The organism is Metabacillus sp. Hm71 (assembly GCF_051842955.2).
GTDB lineage: Bacteria > Bacillota > Bacilli > Bacillales > Bacillaceae > Metabacillus.
The window spans coordinates 4,713,484-4,729,480 of the sequence record NZ_CM200278.1 but is presented as its reverse complement, the minus strand read 5'-3'; the positions used below and the strand labels follow the sequence as shown (position 1 = coordinate 4,729,480).

16 protein-coding genes are annotated in these 15,997 nt (G+C 37.3%); 9 read left to right on the top strand and 7 right to left on the bottom strand.

The annotated features are described in order from the left end of the window. Positions 1–566: 566 nt before the first annotated feature. On the bottom strand, positions 567–974 hold the full coding sequence (locus ACSVDH_RS23295) for a thiol-disulfide oxidoreductase DCC family protein (RefSeq protein WP_439251661.1): 408 nt from the start codon (positions 972–974) through the stop codon (positions 567–569). A 14-nt stretch (positions 975–988) separates the two neighbouring features. After that, a complete protein-coding gene (locus ACSVDH_RS23290) occupies positions 989–2,797 on the bottom strand; it encodes a transglycosylase domain-containing protein (RefSeq protein WP_439251873.1) in 1,809 nt (602 codons plus the stop codon). Positions 2,798–3,157: 360 nt separating this feature from the next. Here ACSVDH_RS23290 and kapD point away from each other — a divergent pair, with 360 nt between their 5' ends. Beyond that, entirely contained in the window at positions 3,158–3,781 is a 624-nt protein-coding gene (gene kapD / locus ACSVDH_RS23285) for a 3'-5' exonuclease KapD (RefSeq protein WP_439251662.1), read from the top strand. 98 nt (positions 3,782–3,879) lie between these two features. Here kapD and kapB read toward each other — a convergent pair whose 3' ends face one another. After that, positions 3,880–4,269 (bottom strand): kinase-associated lipoprotein KapB, encoded by a 390-nt coding sequence (kapB, locus tag ACSVDH_RS23280; protein WP_439251663.1) that lies wholly within the window; start codon positions 4,267–4,269, stop codon positions 3,880–3,882. A 161-nt stretch (positions 4,270–4,430) separates the two neighbouring features. Here kapB and ACSVDH_RS23275 point away from each other — a divergent pair, with 161 nt between their 5' ends. Next, a complete protein-coding gene (locus tag ACSVDH_RS23275; protein WP_299087334.1) occupies positions 4,431–4,631 on the top strand; it encodes a hypothetical protein in 201 nt (66 codons plus the stop codon). A 339-nt stretch (positions 4,632–4,970) separates the two neighbouring features. On the opposite strand, the gene ACSVDH_RS23270 is transcribed toward ACSVDH_RS23275, so the two are convergent. After that, positions 4,971–6,269 carry an ATP-binding protein gene (locus ACSVDH_RS23270; RefSeq protein WP_439251664.1) on the bottom strand — a complete coding sequence of 433 codons (1,299 nt, stop codon included), beginning with the start codon at positions 6,267–6,269 and terminating at the stop codon, positions 4,971–4,973. A gap of 144 nt (positions 6,270–6,413) precedes the next feature. Further along, the gene (locus ACSVDH_RS23265) at positions 6,414–7,580 is read right to left on the bottom strand and encodes a MalY/PatB family protein (RefSeq protein ID WP_439251665.1); all 1,167 of its coding nucleotides are present in this window, start codon (positions 7,578–7,580) and stop codon (positions 6,414–6,416) included. Positions 7,581–7,692: 112 nt separating this feature from the next. On the opposite strand from ACSVDH_RS23265, the gene ACSVDH_RS23260 reads away from it, so the two are divergent. Continuing rightward, positions 7,693–7,953: a DUF1871 family protein gene (locus ACSVDH_RS23260; protein ID WP_439251666.1), complete on the top strand. Its 261-nt coding sequence runs from the start codon at positions 7,693–7,695 to the stop codon at positions 7,951–7,953. Between the two features lie 311 nt (positions 7,954–8,264). Here the strand turns inward: ACSVDH_RS23260 and ACSVDH_RS23255 are convergent, their stop codons facing one another. Next, positions 8,265–9,098 (bottom strand): alpha/beta fold hydrolase, encoded by an 834-nt coding sequence (locus ACSVDH_RS23255; RefSeq protein ID WP_299087326.1) that lies wholly within the window; start codon positions 9,096–9,098, stop codon positions 8,265–8,267. 258 nt (positions 9,099–9,356) lie between these two features. Between ACSVDH_RS23255 and ACSVDH_RS23250 the strand changes: the two genes are divergently transcribed. The 5 genes from ACSVDH_RS23250 (at position 9,357) to yugI (ending at position 14,034) form a co-directional block, all read left to right on the top strand. After that, the gene (locus ACSVDH_RS23250; RefSeq protein WP_046587649.1) at positions 9,357–9,857 is read left to right on the top strand and encodes an Lrp/AsnC family transcriptional regulator; all 501 of its coding nucleotides are present in this window, start codon (positions 9,357–9,359) and stop codon (positions 9,855–9,857) included. Next, positions 9,854–11,023, top strand: coding sequence for an aminotransferase (locus tag ACSVDH_RS23245; protein ID WP_439251667.1), 1,170 nt, complete (start codon positions 9,854–9,856; stop codon positions 11,021–11,023). The genes ACSVDH_RS23250 and ACSVDH_RS23245 overlap by 4 nt, the downstream gene beginning before the upstream one ends. A 234-nt stretch (positions 11,024–11,257) precedes the next feature. Continuing rightward, entirely contained in the window at positions 11,258–11,818 is a 561-nt protein-coding gene (locus tag ACSVDH_RS23240; protein ID WP_439251668.1) for an RNA polymerase sigma factor, read from the top strand. Beyond that, on the top strand, positions 11,811–13,496 hold the full coding sequence (locus ACSVDH_RS23235; RefSeq protein WP_439251669.1) for a hypothetical protein: 1,686 nt from the start codon (positions 11,811–11,813) through the stop codon (positions 13,494–13,496). Before ACSVDH_RS23240 ends, ACSVDH_RS23235 begins: the two co-directional genes overlap by 8 nt. 139 nt (positions 13,497–13,635) lie before the next feature. Then, positions 13,636–14,034 carry a S1 domain-containing post-transcriptional regulator GSP13 gene (yugI, locus tag ACSVDH_RS23230; RefSeq protein WP_439251670.1) on the top strand — a complete coding sequence of 133 codons (399 nt, stop codon included), beginning with the start codon at positions 13,636–13,638 and terminating at the stop codon, positions 14,032–14,034. Between the two features lie 314 nt (positions 14,035–14,348). Here yugI and ACSVDH_RS23225 read toward each other — a convergent pair whose 3' ends face one another. Beyond that, positions 14,349–14,573, bottom strand: a complete 225-nt coding sequence (locus tag ACSVDH_RS23225; RefSeq protein WP_299087317.1) for a DUF378 domain-containing protein — start codon at positions 14,571–14,573, stop codon at positions 14,349–14,351. 143 nt (positions 14,574–14,716) lie between these two features. Here ACSVDH_RS23225 and ACSVDH_RS23220 point away from each other — a divergent pair, with 143 nt between their 5' ends. Beyond that, on the top strand, positions 14,717–15,880 hold the full coding sequence (locus tag ACSVDH_RS23220; RefSeq protein WP_439251671.1) for an iron-containing alcohol dehydrogenase: 1,164 nt from the start codon (positions 14,717–14,719) through the stop codon (positions 15,878–15,880). Positions 15,881–15,997 lie beyond the last annotated feature (117 nt).

Genomic DNA, 15,997 nt, shown 5'->3' with positions numbered 1-15,997 from the left:
AAATTCGCTGATAAAATCAGAATAACGCCGATAAAATCTGAAATTCGCTGATAAAATCAGAATAACGCCGATAAAATCTGAAATTCGCTGATAAAATCAGAATAACGCCGATATAATCTGAAATTCGCCGATAAAATCTGAAATTCGCTGATAAAATCAGAATAACGCCGATAAAATCTGAAATTCGCTGATAAAATCAGAATTACGCCGATAAAATCTGAAATTCGCTGATAAAATCAGAATAACGCCGATAAAATCTGAAATTCGCCGATAAAATCAGAATAACGCCGATAAAATCTGAAATTCGCTGATAAAATCAGAATAACGCCGATAAAATCTGAAATTTGCTGATAAAATCAGAGTAACGCCGATAAAATCTGAAATTCGCTGATAAAATCAGAATAACGCCGATATAATCTGAAATTCGCTGATAAAATCAGAATAACGCCGATATAATCTGAAATTCGCCGATAAAATCAGAAAAACGCTGATATAAATAGAAATCCGCCGATAAAATGATAAGCATTAAAAAGATGGAGCTGACATAAAGTCGCTCCATCTTTTTCTCATGATAAAAATCGTTTCCGAACTTCAGGGGAAGGAATCATGCATTGGTCGCTTTTCCCAAACCATTTATAGCGATTTTTCGCTACAAAATTGTAGAGAGCGTCTCTAAGCGGTTTTGGAACAATGATGAACAAGGAGCATAATGTCCAAAGCCATCCAAATTCTTTGCAAACTTGGATGGCAGCTGTTGATTTTTGATAGCAAGTGTTATTTTTGATAAGAACGAAGCTGTCAAAATCATGTAAAGGAAGATTGTGCTTTTTTAGCAGTTCTTGCCCAATAGGTGATTGAAGGGCCGCAAACTTAAATTTTCCCTGTTTATCATGCCGAATAACAAATTGAACCGAATGATTGCAAAAATGACATACCCCATCAAACAGCAATATGCGTTCATCTGAAATGTTCATTTACAGCCTTCTTTCTATTTCATGATATCTCTCCAAATCAGCAGTTGAGGTCCTTGGTCATAAAGATTGCTAACATTGCCAGCCTGATCTTTTCCAACCCAAACACCTGCTGTGTATCGATCTGTTAAGCCGACAAACCAAAGGTCGCGATAGTCACTGGATGTGCCAGTTTTTCCGCCGACATATTCGCTACTAACGGCCGCCTTCTGTCCGGTTCCACTTTTTACAACAGCAGCTAAAAGCTTGCGCATTTGATCATTTGTCGTTTCCTTCCAAACTCGAACAGGATTTTCCTTCCATTCATAGAGCGTTTTTCCAGATAAGTCGGTGACTTTATGTATCGCATGATTTTCAACATAAAGTCCATTATTAGCAAATGCTGTATAGGCCCCGGTTATTTCTAACGGTGAAATGTCAAGTGCACCTAATGCTGCTGATAGGTCATAATCATTTTGTAATAAAGCAGAAAATCCAAATGGCTCTAAGTAGGATAAACCTGTATCAATTCCTATTTTATCTAGCATGCGTACCGCTGCAGTATTATATGAATATTTTAAGGCTGTTTCGAGGCTCACCATCCCATAATTCTTTTTACTATAATTTTCCGGACAGTAATCAGCTTTACAGAAAGCTCCTGCGTCAATCTTAGAATTTGCTGTTGCCCCGGTTAAATCAATATAAGGTGCATAATCAAGCAAAGGTTTTATCGCAGAACCCGGATGGCGATATGCTTGATATGCTCGATGGAACGAGTACTTTTTATAGTCCTTTCCGCCAGAAAGGGCAACAATCTTATGTGATTGATGATCAATTACTGCCGCTGCACCCTGCACTCGGTCAGAAGGTATATGCTGCTCGAGTGCGTTATCAAGCTTCGTTTGTATGGACGAATCTAATGCTGTATGAATAATAATCCCTTTGCTTATGATGTCGTTAACTCGTTCTGAAAGCTGTTTTTCGATTTGCTCTTTGTTTTGTGATTTAGCAAGCTTTTTAGCATAGCCTTCTTTTTCTGAAATTAATTGTTTTAATTCTTCATGAACAAACGTAACATAATCTGGATAACTATCCACTTTTTTGTTAATTGAAAGTGTAATAGGGTAGTGGACAGCTTCTTCCATTTCCTGTTTTGAAATAGTCCCGGTTTGATAAAGCAGGCTTAACAGGCGCTCTTGGCGATCCTTTGTTTTACGAAAGTTTTTTATTGGGTCATACATGGTTGGGTTATTAGGGATAGCACTGATAAAAACAAGCTCTGCTAAATGAAGCTCTTGGATCTGTCTGCTAAAATAGAAGGTTGCTGCTGTTCCGATCCCGTACGTGCCGTTTCCAAAATAGATTGCATTTAAATAAGCCTCAAGAATCTGCTCCTTTGTAAAGTTTTTCTCAAGCTGGTAAGAATAAAGGAGTTCACTCAGCTTGCGGTTATAGGTTTGTTCATGAGATAAATAAACATTACGTGCAAGTTGCTGTGTAATCGTACTGCCGCCTTGCTCCACAGTTTGATTTTTCGCGTTGATAAAAACGGCTCTCAGCATTCCGGCAGCATCAAACCCAATATGCTCAAAAAATCGTTGATCTTCAGATGCAACATATAAAGCTTTAACAGCCTCAGGTATGTTTTCGTAACGTATATATACCCGATTTTGCTGGTTAGAGGTGATTTCTGAAATCAGCTCTCCTTCATGATCAAAGATATAACTGTTTTGTGCTAATTCTATTGCTTCGATCGGGATCTTTTCCTCCAAAACAGTCCCTAGTCCTTTAACGGCTTTCGATTCTTTACCAGCAGCAAATCCGCTGAAAAGAAAAATTGGCACCATGAGGACAATACAAATCCATCCAAATACACTTCGCACTCTAAGTCACACTCTTTCTTAACAATTATTCTAGTCTTATCTTAATCTTAATATGTAGTGAAGAATCTGCTTGTAAAGTTTCGATAAGTTTTGCCAATCATCAGTAGGAAAATCCACCTACTGACTTCATTGTAACCGATTCTTTCCAATTAGCGGATAAATTTTTTGCATGAAGGAGGAAAACCTTTTATTACTTAATCCATTTGAAAAAATAGACAAGGGATAATTCATTATTTTTTGAAAAATTGGAGTTAAATTGGCAGCTCCGATGATATAATAATAGAAACAAACTGTTGACTTTACAAAAAGGAGGGTTGAGATAGTATGAAGGGACAAGAGCGATTAGTATTTATCGATTTTGAATTTACGATGCCGGAAGGAAAGGCAAAGCCTAAAGGGTTTTATCCAGAAATAATTGAAGTTGGCATTGTTTCTGTTTTAAACCATGAAATAGAAGAGCAATTTTCCTCATATGTTAAACCGATTCGATTCCCCTTATTAAGCGAGCGCTGTAAAACCTTTCTAAAGATCTCTCAAGCTAAAATTGATGAGGGAATTTCCTTTTCAGAACTTCTAAAAACGTTAACAAAATACAATGATCCATCTCCTGCTACTATCATTACTTGGGGGAACATGGACATGAAGGTATTGCGGCAAAATTGTCAGATGAATGGTGAGGTCTTTCCGTTTACCGGGAATATCAGAGACCTATCAATGGAATATAAAAAATTTTTTGGTGACCGTAACCAAACTGGCCTGTGGAAGGCGGTGGAGGAATATGGGAAAAAAGCAACAGGTAAGCATCACTGTGCGTTAGATGATGCGTTAACAACCTATAATATATTTAAGTTGGTTGAAGAGGACAAACGATACTTACAGAAACCAACGCCTCCTACAATTGGTGATAGAATTGATCTAGCGAAGGTATTAAATAAATATGCAACATAACCAAACACAGACTATACCATTCATAGATAACATACTCAATAACAATAGTTGTCGTTTTGGTGTACGAATACTTATTGTTATTGAGTCATGTTGACCGATTACCCTTTATTAGGGAAGTAATCTGCCTCTAATGAAGAAATCATGGTGAGTGATTTTTGCGCCCACGGGGTATCCATCACTTCTAATTCGCTTTTTAGAGCAACCACTGCTTGCTTTAGCGAATCCTCATATTCTGGGATAGATCCATCATAAGGTTTGACCATTTGCTTAGGAATATTTGTTTGTTCATTGTACGCTAATGCACGTCTTTCATGAAAAAGCTGAACATCTGCTTGTTTTGGATGATGTAAATCGCCTTGTTGCGGATGCTTAAGGACAGCTTTTACTTTAACCAAATAATGCATTGGACGAATATCCGTAATTTCTCCAATATATTTTCCGGTTTTGTAGATTCCTGTAACGATTTCTCCTAACTTTCTTTCTTCCATTTCGCATCAATCCCTTTTCTTCTAATTGTACGAGCTTAATCTATTGTTATCTTAACATGCTAGAATAAAAAAATAATATTGAATGTTTTATGAAAAGCAAATACAGCCTAGTGAATCAGAGCAAAACTTGTTATAGTAAGGGTAAGAAAGGTCGTGACAATATGATCCAATTCATCCCTGTTTTAGGTTTGTTTTTATATTTTCCGGAAGATAAAACGGAATATATTCCAGCAGGTATTACGATGGCGGTCTTTACCATCTTAGCCTTCATCGCTTTTCGTTTTATCATAAAGCTATCGAAGAAAGAACAGCAAGAAGTAGACGAGCTGATAAAAAAGTCAGAGCAGAAAGAAAAAAATTAGGTAACCAAAAAGGTCAGATCCCCAACCAAACCACAATATACAAGATCTAAGAAAGTCAGAACTTATATATTGTGATTTTTAGAGGGTATGACCTTTTTAATAATACACCAGAATTTATATATTTTCTTAACATAGCTTGCGTTTCTGAATTTAGCTCCAGGTGCCATCGGCGAAGCACAGGACGTGCAAGTGCAGTTAAGAGATAAGGCCGCCCTAGTTTTTGACTGCCTCTAGGGTCTAGTCAAACAGGTATTGAAGGTAAAGAACACCTTCTATTCCTGTTCGCCTTATGCTTGTCGCCAAATGCTTAGCGGCTTGCGCTTTTTTTAAAACAGCTGTTTAGCCTGCATCTTGCTCATTATCCGAAACATAGTAAGGCAGAGAAACTATAGCAATTGTTCCTTTGTTTGGTTCACTTTTATAGCGGATGGAGCCACCGTGATTTTTTATAATCGAATAGGTAACGGTTAATCCTAAGCCTGTCCCTTTTTCCTTTAAGGTAAAATAGGGCTCCCCAATTCTGGCAATTTGTTCTGGTGACATGCCTATTCCATTATCCATAATTTTTATTCTAACAAATTCATGTGAAACATATGCTTGAATTGAAACTTTGCCATCAACATTAGGTACTGCTTCAATGGCATTTTTAATAATATTAATAAACACCTGTTTTAATTTGGCATGATCGCCTATTACATATAATTGCTTGTTAATGTTTCCGTTAATTGTTACTGTTTTAAAATTGGCATAGGAGGTCATCAGTGTTTTAATTTCTTCTAGTGTTTCTGCTAAATCGATTTTTTCTTTCGTTATGTATTGCTGGCTCGCTAAACCTAAATAGTCCGAAATAATCGATTGAGCACGATCTAATTCAGCAAGCACAAGATTCATATACTCTTTTCTTTCGGTTATATTGTTATCTGTTGAATTTCCAATTAATTGAACAAAGCCTCTTACAACGGTTAAAGGATTGCGAACCTCATGAGCAACACTTGCTGCAAGCTCGCTGACCATCGACATTTTTTCAGCTTTCACCAGTTCCATGCGAATCAATGCATTTTCTTTCGTATATTCAATTAAATAGATGGTAACTAAAAGGATCATCGTCAGTACAAGGTTGAATGCATTCGTCATATAAAGGTCTTTTATTGGAATGATCGCATTTTTAAAAACGCTTTCAACAACGAGCGAACAAATTGAAAATCCAAAGAGGACTGCACCATAAACAATTGCCCAGCCTTGCTTCCGTTTTAACCCGAAACTTTGCCATTTGATTCGAAGCAGATAGGGAAGCGTGCAATAAGCAATTAAACATAAAATAACCGAATACCATTCTAGATGTAATAGAAAAAAATGGTAAATTGAAGTTGGCATCAATGTTAATAAACCTGGAATAAATCCTCCATAAACAATACTGATAAATAAAGGAATCCCTTGAAGGTTAACGTATATTCCTTCCGCAAGTTCAATCGGGTAAAGAATACATAGTATGGAAGATAGAATCGTACTGCAAGAAATAAGAATTTTGTTTGGCTCTAATACTTGAACATGTGTTTTACTTAGCCAAAATAAATGATAGATGAAAATTGGAAAGATAATAAATGTAATTTGCAGGATGATATCTTTTAACAGTTCCATTAGATTGTCACCTTAGAAGTAGTTTGCCTAATTATACCATTAAATCTTCGCAAGAAGGGTTAATTTTTAATAAATTTACGTTTACATTTTATTAAAGAAGTGCTCAAAGGGCAGACTCATTAAGACTGCCCCTTCTGACAACTTCTATTTTAATGCTCTAACTAAACGATTCAATCCATCCTCAACCGTTTCTCTTGGGCAGGCAATATTCATTCTTAAAAATCCAGCACCGTTTTCACCAAATTTAGAGCCAGGTTCTAAACCAAGCTTTCCTTTTGTGAGAAGAAGTTCTTTTATTTCTTTGTCTGTCTTCTTTAGATAGCGGGCATCAAGCCAAACAAGATAGGTAGCCTCAGGCCGCATCACTTTTAACTCTGGAAGATGCTCTTTCAGGAAATCTTCAATAAAGAGAATATTTCCTTGTAAATAGTCAATAAGCTCATCCAGCCATTTAGCTCCATGGGTATAAGCTGCTTCCATAGCATCTGTACCAAGTGTGTTTAATGTAAAAAGACCATAGAGCTGAAGGACAGCATTATATTTTCTTTTCAGTGTATCGTTTGAAATGAGGACAGCTGATGCCTGAAGTCCTGCTAAATTAAATGTTTTGCTTGGGGCAATACATGTAATGGTCCGATCCGCTATTTCATGATTAATTGAAGCGATTGGTGTATAGTGGTTATCAAATAATAACAAGTCAGAGTGGATATCATCAGAAACTATAAGAACATCGTGCTTGATACAAAGTTCCCCAATTCTTTCTAACTCTTCCTTCCTCCATACACGCCCGCTCGGATTATGCGGGTTACAGAGAATAAACATTTTCGTCATTGGATCAGAAAGCTTTGCTTCAAGGTCATCAAAATCAATATCATAACAATGATCATTGTTTAATAAAAGCTGATTATATAAGACCTCGCGATTATGCTTTTTGGCTACTTCAAAAAATGGATAATAAACTGGAGGCTGAACGACAATTTTGTCGTCGGGACCTGTATATGCCTGGATTGCCAAACTAATCGCCGTTACGATTCCAGGGCTATATGTAATGATACTTGTGTCAATTTCCCAATGATGGCGGGTTTTTAACCAGTTTTGAATAGCTTGCTCTGTTTGCGCACCAGGGATGGTATAACCAAAAATCCCATGTTCAACACGTGCATGCAGAGCATTGAGCACCTCATCCGGCGCTTTAAAATCCATATCGGCTACCCACATTGGCAAGATATCGTCCATGCCAAAGATTCTCTTTGTATCCCATTTCACGGAATTTGTATTCATTCGATTCAGTACCTCATCAAATCTGCTCACTTGTTTTCACCTCAGGTATAAGATTGCTTGCTCACCTTGCTTTTCCTATTATCTTTAATGATAAATGTGATACAATGACAGTGCAAAAAATAAGATTGGTAAAGGTGAAAAAATGGAATCACAGCAAACGAATCTAAAATTAATGGAGCTTTTATTACAGTGGGATCCGCTAGGCTATGGAGAGGGTAGCTATGAAACGGAAGTAGTGGACGTCCTTCAAGCTGTTCATCAATATGATGATGTCATGCTCCTTGCTAGAAAAATTCAAGCGATCTATGAGTTTTCATTTGAAGAAATTATCCCTCTGCAAAAATGCGAAAGCTTAGCTAAGCAATTGATTCTTTTAAAAAATAGTGCTAGCTGTGAATTATAAATCGTTGCAATATAAATATTTTTTTCTTGTACTTGTCTAGCTCCAGCGCCTAGCGACTAATGAACTTCCCCCTCCTCGCATCGTAAGTCAACATCGAATCGCTATCGCTCTTCGTGTTTCCTTTGCCCCACCTTAACGGGCAGTAAAGTGGGTGAGTGCTCTAGTAAAAAATTTTTCCTGAAACTGCCCGTAAAGGTCCGATAAGTCTCGCTATCCATCAGCAGGAAAACCATCTGCTGATGTAAGTCTCGCTTTATCTCATACGGGGTGCTCTTTTTTCTACGTCGCTGAGCAAGGCGCTTCCGCTTTTCTTAATTGGCATGGCAAAATTCAAAAATCATATCTGACACATGCTCCGGTCTTTCTTCAGGCACTAAATGACCCGTGTTTTTAAAGGAAAAAAAGTTGGAATTAGGCAGGTCGTTTTTGAGTCTTTTGCCGATATGGACAGGGACGACCTTGTCCTCATTGCCCCAGATCAGAAGACTGGGCTGTTCGATTTTCTTTAACTCCTCAGGAAGCAGATCTCCCTCATGATCACGTATCATTCTGTTAAGCGCTCTGAAAATTCGGTCATCATGAAATGGCTCCATATATCCATCCATCATCTCTTGGTCAATCAGCGACCTGTCATACACAACATTGTATAAATTTTTTAATACTCCTTGGCTTGCAAGCCAATGTTTGATCCCTAAATAAAAATAAGGAATGTATGAGCCAACGATCAAGCTTGGATGAACTCGTTTCATATATCCAGAGCTGCAAAGGAGTACAACCTTTTCAAATAAATCAGGTCTTTCCTTCGCAGCAATCAGCGAAACTTGTCCTCCCATCGAATGACCGACAATATATGCCTTTTTGATTTGCAGGCTTTCGATTAATTCAATTACCAGCTTTGCCATATTCCGATAAGAATGAACAAACCTTGTTGATTTCTCTGTTTTCCCGAAAGGCGGCAAATCAATTGCTATAAGTTTAAATTCATTTTCCAATAAAGGAATTATTTTTCGATAGCAAAAGCTAGAAGATAAAAATCCATGTATTAACACCATGGTCGGTTTTGAAGGGTGTTTCTCATATACTTCATAGTGAACGTTTACACCAAGAATGTTCATAGTACTGCAATAATAATGACTCTTTTCCATAAGCATTCACTCCGTTTTTCCTATAGATAAAAAGTAATCTTATGTTAAAATGAAATGTCGATTAGCATTGCCACTTTGCAAAAAAAGTGCGAGATCATCTACCAGCAATGCAAATGAATTTTATTTTTTTTATATTTTCACCGAAAAAAAAAGAATCACTCATGTAAAATCTACCCTTAATTCTTTCGGTGAAACATATGAAACCATGCTGTATAATGGTATAATTATCTGAAGATTTGAATAGTGGGAGTGGTGAAAATGAAGTTTACAGACAAGGAAGTCGAGATTTTAGAGATCTTAGAAAATGACTGTCGCCTATCTGCAGAACAAATCGCCAAAATGATTGATTTAACCGAAGCAGAAACAAAACAGTTAATAAAAAATTTAGAGGATCAGCGCATCATTGTTGACTATACTGCCCAAGTAAATTGGCGAAAGGTTGATGGTCATGAAGGTGTAAAAGCAATGATCGATGTGAAGGTACAGCCTAAACGCGGAGTCGGATTTGATGAAATCGCAAGCCGTATTTATAGATTTAATGAAGTGAAATCTGTTTACTTAATGTCAGGTGCCTATGACTTATCTGTGATTATCGAAGGGAAATCTATGTCAGCTATCGCTCAATTCGTATCAGAAAAATTATCTACATTAGATTCAGTCTTATCAACAACAACTCATTTTATCTTAAAGAAATATAAGCATGATGGAACAATATTTGAACAAGATGATGAGGATAAGAGAATTGTGGTGTCACCATGATCGAGCCTTCTCATTACCTCTCGAGTACAGTCAAAAATTTAAAACCATCCGGTATTCGCAAATTTTTCGATTTAGCTGCCGGTATGGAAGGGGTTATTTCGTTAGGTGTTGGAGAACCTGACTTCGTAACACCTTGGAACGTCAGGGAAGCATGTATCCTCTCGCTTGAGCAAGGATATACTTCTTATACAGCAAATGCAGGATTAATTGAATTGAGAAGCGAAATTAGCGATTATTTAAAAGAGAAAACAGCGATTCACTACGATCCAAAAACAGAACTACTCGTAACCGTAGGTGCGAGCCAGGCATTAGATATTGCGTTAAGAGCAATCGTCAATCCTGGTGATGAAGTTATCGTGATTGAACCTAGCTTTGTATCATATGCATCGCTCGTTTCATTAGCGGGCGGTGTTCCTGTGTCTATCCAAACAAGTGGTGAAATGGAGTTTAAACTCCAGCCGGCAGAGCTTGAAGCGGCAATTACAGAAAAAACAAAGGCGATTATTTTATGCTCGCCAAATAATCCAACAGGTACTGTTCTTGCAAAAGAAGATCTAGAGAGAATTGCAGAAGTAATTGAAAAGCATGATTTACTGGTCATTTCAGATGAAATCTACGCGGAGCTTACATATGATGATGCGTATACAAGCTTTGCTTCAATTAAAGGGATGGCTGAACGTACCATTCTGGTTTCTGGATTTTCAAAGGGGTTTGCTATGACTGGGTGGCGTTTAGGCTATGTGGCTGCAAATCCTGAATTTTTAAGTGCAATGTTAAAGATTCATCAATATTCCATGATGTGTGCACCAACAATGGCACAATACGCTGCAATCGAAGCGATGAAAAATGGGAAAGAAGATGTTCTTCATATGAAGAAAAGCTATAGACAGCGGAGAAATTTATTTGTTGGCGCTTTAAATGATATTGGCTTGACATGCCATGTGCCTGGTGGAGCTTTTTATGCTTTCCCATCAATTAAAATAACGAATCTTTCATCAGAGGAATTTGCGGAAGCATTGCTTTTAGAAGAAAAAGTAGCCGTTGTTCCTGGAAGTGTGTTTGGCGAAAGCGGGGAAGGGTACATTCGCTGCTCATATGCATCTTCATTAGATCAGCTGCAAGAGGCATTAAAAAGAATGAATCGCTTTGTAAAAAAGCTCGTATAAAAAAGAGACTGTCCTGATTAGTACAGACAGTCTCATATAAGAGAAAGGGGGGAATACTAGAAAGCCTTGCGCTTGTCTTATTCCCCCTTTCTTATGCACATAAACCACTTTTAAGTTATTCTAAAGGAATAATCTTTCATCTCTGCCTCATTTACCACACCTAAAATGTATTCCATTATGAAACAAATGAATAATAAGTCCCGTTTTATAAGCGAAAAGGGAGGGTAGTTGAAAATGTCTGAAGAAGAACTGATAAAAAAGGCTAAGCAAGGAAATATGAATGCGTTTCAGCAGCTTGTTGAGCTTCATTATCCTGTCGTTGAAAAGTTTGCCTATCAATTAGGGAATAGACATGATGAAATCGAGGATATCACTCAAGAGGTTTTTATTCGTGTCTACCGGTTTATCGACCAATTTACGAAGGCGAAGTTTTCAACCTGGTTATATAAAATTACCTTAAATGTTACAAGGGATTTTGCTAGAAAACGACAATCAAACCTTCGAAAGGTTTTTAAAATACAACAGGACTTTCGAAATGATGATTATCCAGAAACAGAAGCAGCCGTGTTAAAAAGTGAAGAAGATCGAATGTTACATTTAGCGATTCAAAAGCTTGATGAGAAATATCGAATACCGATCGTTTTATATTATTTTCACGAGAAAAAATATGAGGAAATTGCTGAAATCATGTCGATTACGCTATCAACTGTCAAAACAAGAATTTTACGAGGAAAGACGATGTTAAAAAAAGTGATCGAGGACCTTAATAAGAAAGAGGGTGACATAAATGGATGACAAACAATTTGAAGAGCGAATGAGAAATTTAAAACAATCCTACGGGAAAATCCCAACGGTATCATCGCCAGATAAAATAATGGATCAGCTAAAAAGACAAGAAAAGCCAGTGAAGAAACGAATCTTCTTTCAGCTTCCATTTGTCGCATCTTTTATTGGGGTTCTCCTGATCGGAGGAATTTTAGGAATACAATTGCTTTCTCAATCAAACCTTTTTATAAGCGGAGAAAAAACACCAACAAAGGAATCAACGAACAAACCTGTAACAGATAAGGAAATAGAAGCCGCAAATAATGAAATTAGAGGCTATTATGAACGAAAGCTCGATAAACTAATAGTGCAGCTTGATTTCGAAGAGGCTGAGCAATATAAATTTGTACAGGAAGCAAAAGCGGCCGTAGAGAAATTTGAACAACGGAAAAATTATGCAACACAAAGAGAACTTACAACATATAGGGACAAGGTAATGGAAATTATAGACGATCGCGTTTCAATGCCTAATGAACAATTTGAATCTTTCGAACAGACGGCAGAAGATGGGGAAGAAATACCTGTCAGTCAGATATATAGCTATCTTGATAAATTGGAGCTGCTTTCCGAATTGTTCTATGAAGAATGGTATCCATTATATATTGAAAATCAGCAAAATATTACGGATATTGAAGCTTACGTAGAAGGTATCAATAGTGGTGAAGCCATAACAGGTGATCAAGAATTTATTGACTATACAAATAGACTTCGATCATATGGCTATACCTTTTTCCATGAAGGTGAGGGAAGTATTAATTTTGCGCCTGATTATACGAACGTTTATAACGATTTAGAAAGAGCTTTAACAGATGATGCGAAAGTATATTTGGAAATCAAGTCAGAGAAGAAAGCAATGATGGATGGGGCTTTAGTAATTAGTCATACTGAACTTGGAGAACGATTACTCGCAATTGAAGAATTTATTTTAAAAAACCAATCTTCACCTATAGTAGAGGAGCTTAAACTACAGTATCGGCATTACCTTACTCTCTATTTAAAAGGAACAAACAACACAAGCATTGTAACGGATGGTGGGAAAATAAAAGAGGAGATAAAAACCAATTTTGAAAATTTAATTAGTGACAATAAATATTCAGAAACGGCAAAAACGGTAGAAGCATTTTATCAAAAATTAAAGGATGCACAATTTATATTGACTGATGAAATAAGAGCAGAAGAAATTAGCTTGCCCGAATTGTTAAAGCCAAAAATTGAAGAATATTCTTTGGAAAAGCATTTATTGCCAATTACGAAGGAAATGCTTGCTCGATATAAGGCTTTGAAACAAAATGGCGATACAACTGTTTACAATGAAGCATATAGCGGGGCTAATACTTCAATAGAATTTGCAGTCGCAAGAATATACATGCATGCCATTACAAAAGGCGATTTTGAGACTGCCTATCAACTTTCATATCATGGAAAAGACTCTGATTTGCCTGAGTTAGATGTGTTTATTGAACAAATGAAAGCTGCACAGGCTGATTATCAAGCATTATCAAACGAGGTAAAATATGTAAGAACAAATTATAAAGAGGAAGGTGAAGTAATCGAGCATGTTCTCATCAAAGAAACTGGCGAATCAGTCCTTTTTAAGATGAGACGTGAGAACGGTCTTCCAAAAGTTGAGTATCAACCACTTTCTTAAGCAACGACTTCAATCGTTGCTTTTTTGGCATACTATGGCTGACAATAGAAAAACCTTTTGAAAAAAAGGTGTAAATGTGATATAATTTTTTATTGCGTATAAAGAGACCTTTAAATATAAGAAAATTAGGAGTGTTATCATGACAACAAAGTACGAAGTAGGAAGTGTGCATACAGGTAAAGTTACAGGAATTCAACCATACGGAGCGTTCGTTGCACTTGATGAAGAAACTCAAGGATTAGTTCATATTTCAGAAATTACTCATGGATTTGTAAAAGATGTAAACGAACATTTAAAGCTTAACGACGAAGTACAGGTTAAGGTGCTTTCTGTAGACGAAAATTCAGGGAAAATCAGCTTATCCATTCGCGCAACACAAGAGCCGCCAGCTGAAGAAAAGAAAGAAGCACCGAAAAAACCTAAAAAACGCCAAGCAACTGTTAAAACCGATACTGAAACTCCACAAGGATTCAATACATTAAAAGATAAGCTCGAAGAATGGATCGAACAATCGAAGCGTGAAGAAATCAAAAAATAAATGATCGGATAAAGAAAACTCGCCGATTGGCGAGCCTGTAAAGGCGAAGACAGAGGGGTAGTTGCCCTTATACTTCATACTTTAAATTGGCCACTACGTCGAATAGTCTTCTACGCTGCCAATTTTATACTTCGCTTACCAATGAAAAAAGGATGGAACGCATTGCGTTCCATCCTTTTTTCATTGGTAAGCGCAAGAATAGTTAGATGTCTAGCTCCAGCGCCTAGCCACCCATGAATTGAAGGCAAAGAACGCCTTCTATTCATGAGCGTCTTATTTGCCCTAGGCTGAGCAAGGCGCTTGCGCTTTTCTTATTATCTTGCTTCTGGACGAGGTTCTCTTGCAACTTCAGCTGAAGGCTTGAAGAGCAAACCGAGGTTTATTAATCCTGCAATTCCAACTAGACCGTAAATGATACGTGATAATGCAGTATCGCCGAAGATGATAGCTACTAAATTGAAATCGAAAAATCCGATAAGACCCCAGTTAATTGCTCCGATTATTGTAAGAACAAGTGCTATACGTTGAATGGCGCTCATTGTGCAACCTCCTTTGAATATGACTACATGATTAGATTGTGTAGAAAAGGAAATTATATTCAGTGGGAATTCATGGGAAAAGCAGTTTTCTTTACAATAAAAATGGTAATGTAACATAATCTAACTATGGAGGCGATCTGAAAATGGAAAACTTTACATACTATAATCCAACTAGACTGATTTTCGGGAAAGGGCAGGTTCAACAATTAGAAATTGAAGTTCCAAAATATGGAAAAAATGTTCTGCTTGTATATGGTGGAGGAAGTATTAAGCGAAATGGTCTCTATGATGATGTTGTCAATGTGTTAAAAAAAATCGATGTTAACCTATATGAGTTATCAGGTGTCGAACCAAACCCTAGATTATCAACGGTTCATCGTGGTGTGGAAATATGCAAAGCGGAGAAGATTGACTTTATTTTAGCCGTAGGCGGAGGCAGTGTTATTGACTGTACTAAAGCCATTGCTGCTGGCGCAAAATATGACGGAGATGCTTGGGATATTGTGACAAAAAAACATATTCCAACAGAGGCGCTTCCTTTTGGCACAGTTTTAACACTCGCAGCTACTGGGTCTGAAATGAATTCAGGATCTGTCATCACAAATTGGGAAACGAAAGAAAAGTATGGATGGGGCAGCCCGCTTACTTTCCCGCAATTTTCTATTTTAGATCCGGTAAATACGTTCACGGTTCCAAAGGATCAAACGGTATATGGAATGGTTGATATGATGACACATGTTTTTGAGCAGTATTTTCATCATACGAAAAACACACCGCTCCAGGACCGCTTTTGTGAATCACTATTAAAAACGGTGATTGAAACGGCACCAAAATTAATCGAAGACCTAGAGAACTATGAACTGCGTGAAACGATTCTTTATTCTGGAACGATTGCTCTTAACGGCCAATTGCAAATGGGCTATCGTGGAGATTGGGCAACCCACAATATTGAGCATGCAGTCTCAGCCGTTTACGATATTCCGCATGCCGGGGGACTGGCCATTCTATTCCCAAATTGGATGAAGCATACTCTTGATGAAAATGTATCGAGATTTGTTAAGCTTGCCGTAAATGTTTTTGATGTTGATCCAAGCGGAAAAGATGTCAGAACGATTGCATTAGAAGGGATTGAAAAGCTTCGTGAATTCTGGAGCAGCATCGGAGCGCCAAGCCGTTTACAAGACTACCAAATTGGTGATGAGAATATCGAACTCATGGCAGATAAAGCGATGGTAAATGGTGAATTCGGCAACTTTAAAAAGCTAAATAAACAGGATGTAGTGGCGATTTTGACAGCATCATTATAATTTTTCAAGGCTTACTCAATAGGGGCTGACCCATTCATGAAACACTCTTCTAACAGATTGTGTTTAAGTGGTCAGCCCTTTTAGTCTTTTGGTATTAACGAAAAAAATATTAATGGT

What these genes read in the sequence shown, in the direction of transcription:
- ACSVDH_RS23295 (WP_439251661.1), bottom strand. Translation starts at nt 974, where the DNA reads ATGAACATTTCAGATGAACGCATATTGCTGTTTGATGGGGTATGTCAT.
- ACSVDH_RS23290 (WP_439251873.1), bottom strand. Translation starts at nt 2,797, where the DNA reads ATGGTGCCAATTTTTCTTTTCAGCGGATTTGCTGCTGGTAAAGAATCG.
- kapD (WP_439251662.1), top strand. Translation starts at nt 3,158, where the DNA reads ATGAAGGGACAAGAGCGATTAGTATTTATCGATTTTGAATTTACGATG.
- kapB (WP_439251663.1), bottom strand. Translation starts at nt 4,269, where the DNA reads ATGGAAGAAAGAAAGTTAGGAGAAATCGTTACAGGAATCTACAAAACC.
- ACSVDH_RS23275 (WP_299087334.1), top strand. Translation starts at nt 4,431, where the DNA reads ATGATCCAATTCATCCCTGTTTTAGGTTTGTTTTTATATTTTCCGGAA.
- ACSVDH_RS23270 (WP_439251664.1), bottom strand. Translation starts at nt 6,269, where the DNA reads ATGGAACTGTTAAAAGATATCATCCTGCAAATTACATTTATTATCTTT.
- ACSVDH_RS23260 (WP_439251666.1), top strand. Translation starts at nt 7,693, where the DNA reads ATGGAATCACAGCAAACGAATCTAAAATTAATGGAGCTTTTATTACAG.
- ACSVDH_RS23255 (WP_299087326.1), bottom strand. Translation starts at nt 9,098, where the DNA reads ATGGAAAAGAGTCATTATTATTGCAGTACTATGAACATTCTTGGTGTA.
- ACSVDH_RS23250 (WP_046587649.1), top strand. Translation starts at nt 9,357, where the DNA reads ATGAAGTTTACAGACAAGGAAGTCGAGATTTTAGAGATCTTAGAAAAT.
- ACSVDH_RS23245 (WP_439251667.1), top strand. Translation starts at nt 9,854, where the DNA reads ATGATCGAGCCTTCTCATTACCTCTCGAGTACAGTCAAAAATTTAAAA.
- ACSVDH_RS23240 (WP_439251668.1), top strand. Translation starts at nt 11,258, where the DNA reads ATGTCTGAAGAAGAACTGATAAAAAAGGCTAAGCAAGGAAATATGAAT.
- ACSVDH_RS23235 (WP_439251669.1), top strand. Translation starts at nt 11,811, where the DNA reads ATGGATGACAAACAATTTGAAGAGCGAATGAGAAATTTAAAACAATCC.
- yugI (WP_439251670.1), top strand. Translation starts at nt 13,636, where the DNA reads ATGACAACAAAGTACGAAGTAGGAAGTGTGCATACAGGTAAAGTTACA.
- ACSVDH_RS23225 (WP_299087317.1), bottom strand. Translation starts at nt 14,573, where the DNA reads ATGAGCGCCATTCAACGTATAGCACTTGTTCTTACAATAATCGGAGCA.
- ACSVDH_RS23220 (WP_439251671.1), top strand. Translation starts at nt 14,717, where the DNA reads ATGGAAAACTTTACATACTATAATCCAACTAGACTGATTTTCGGGAAA.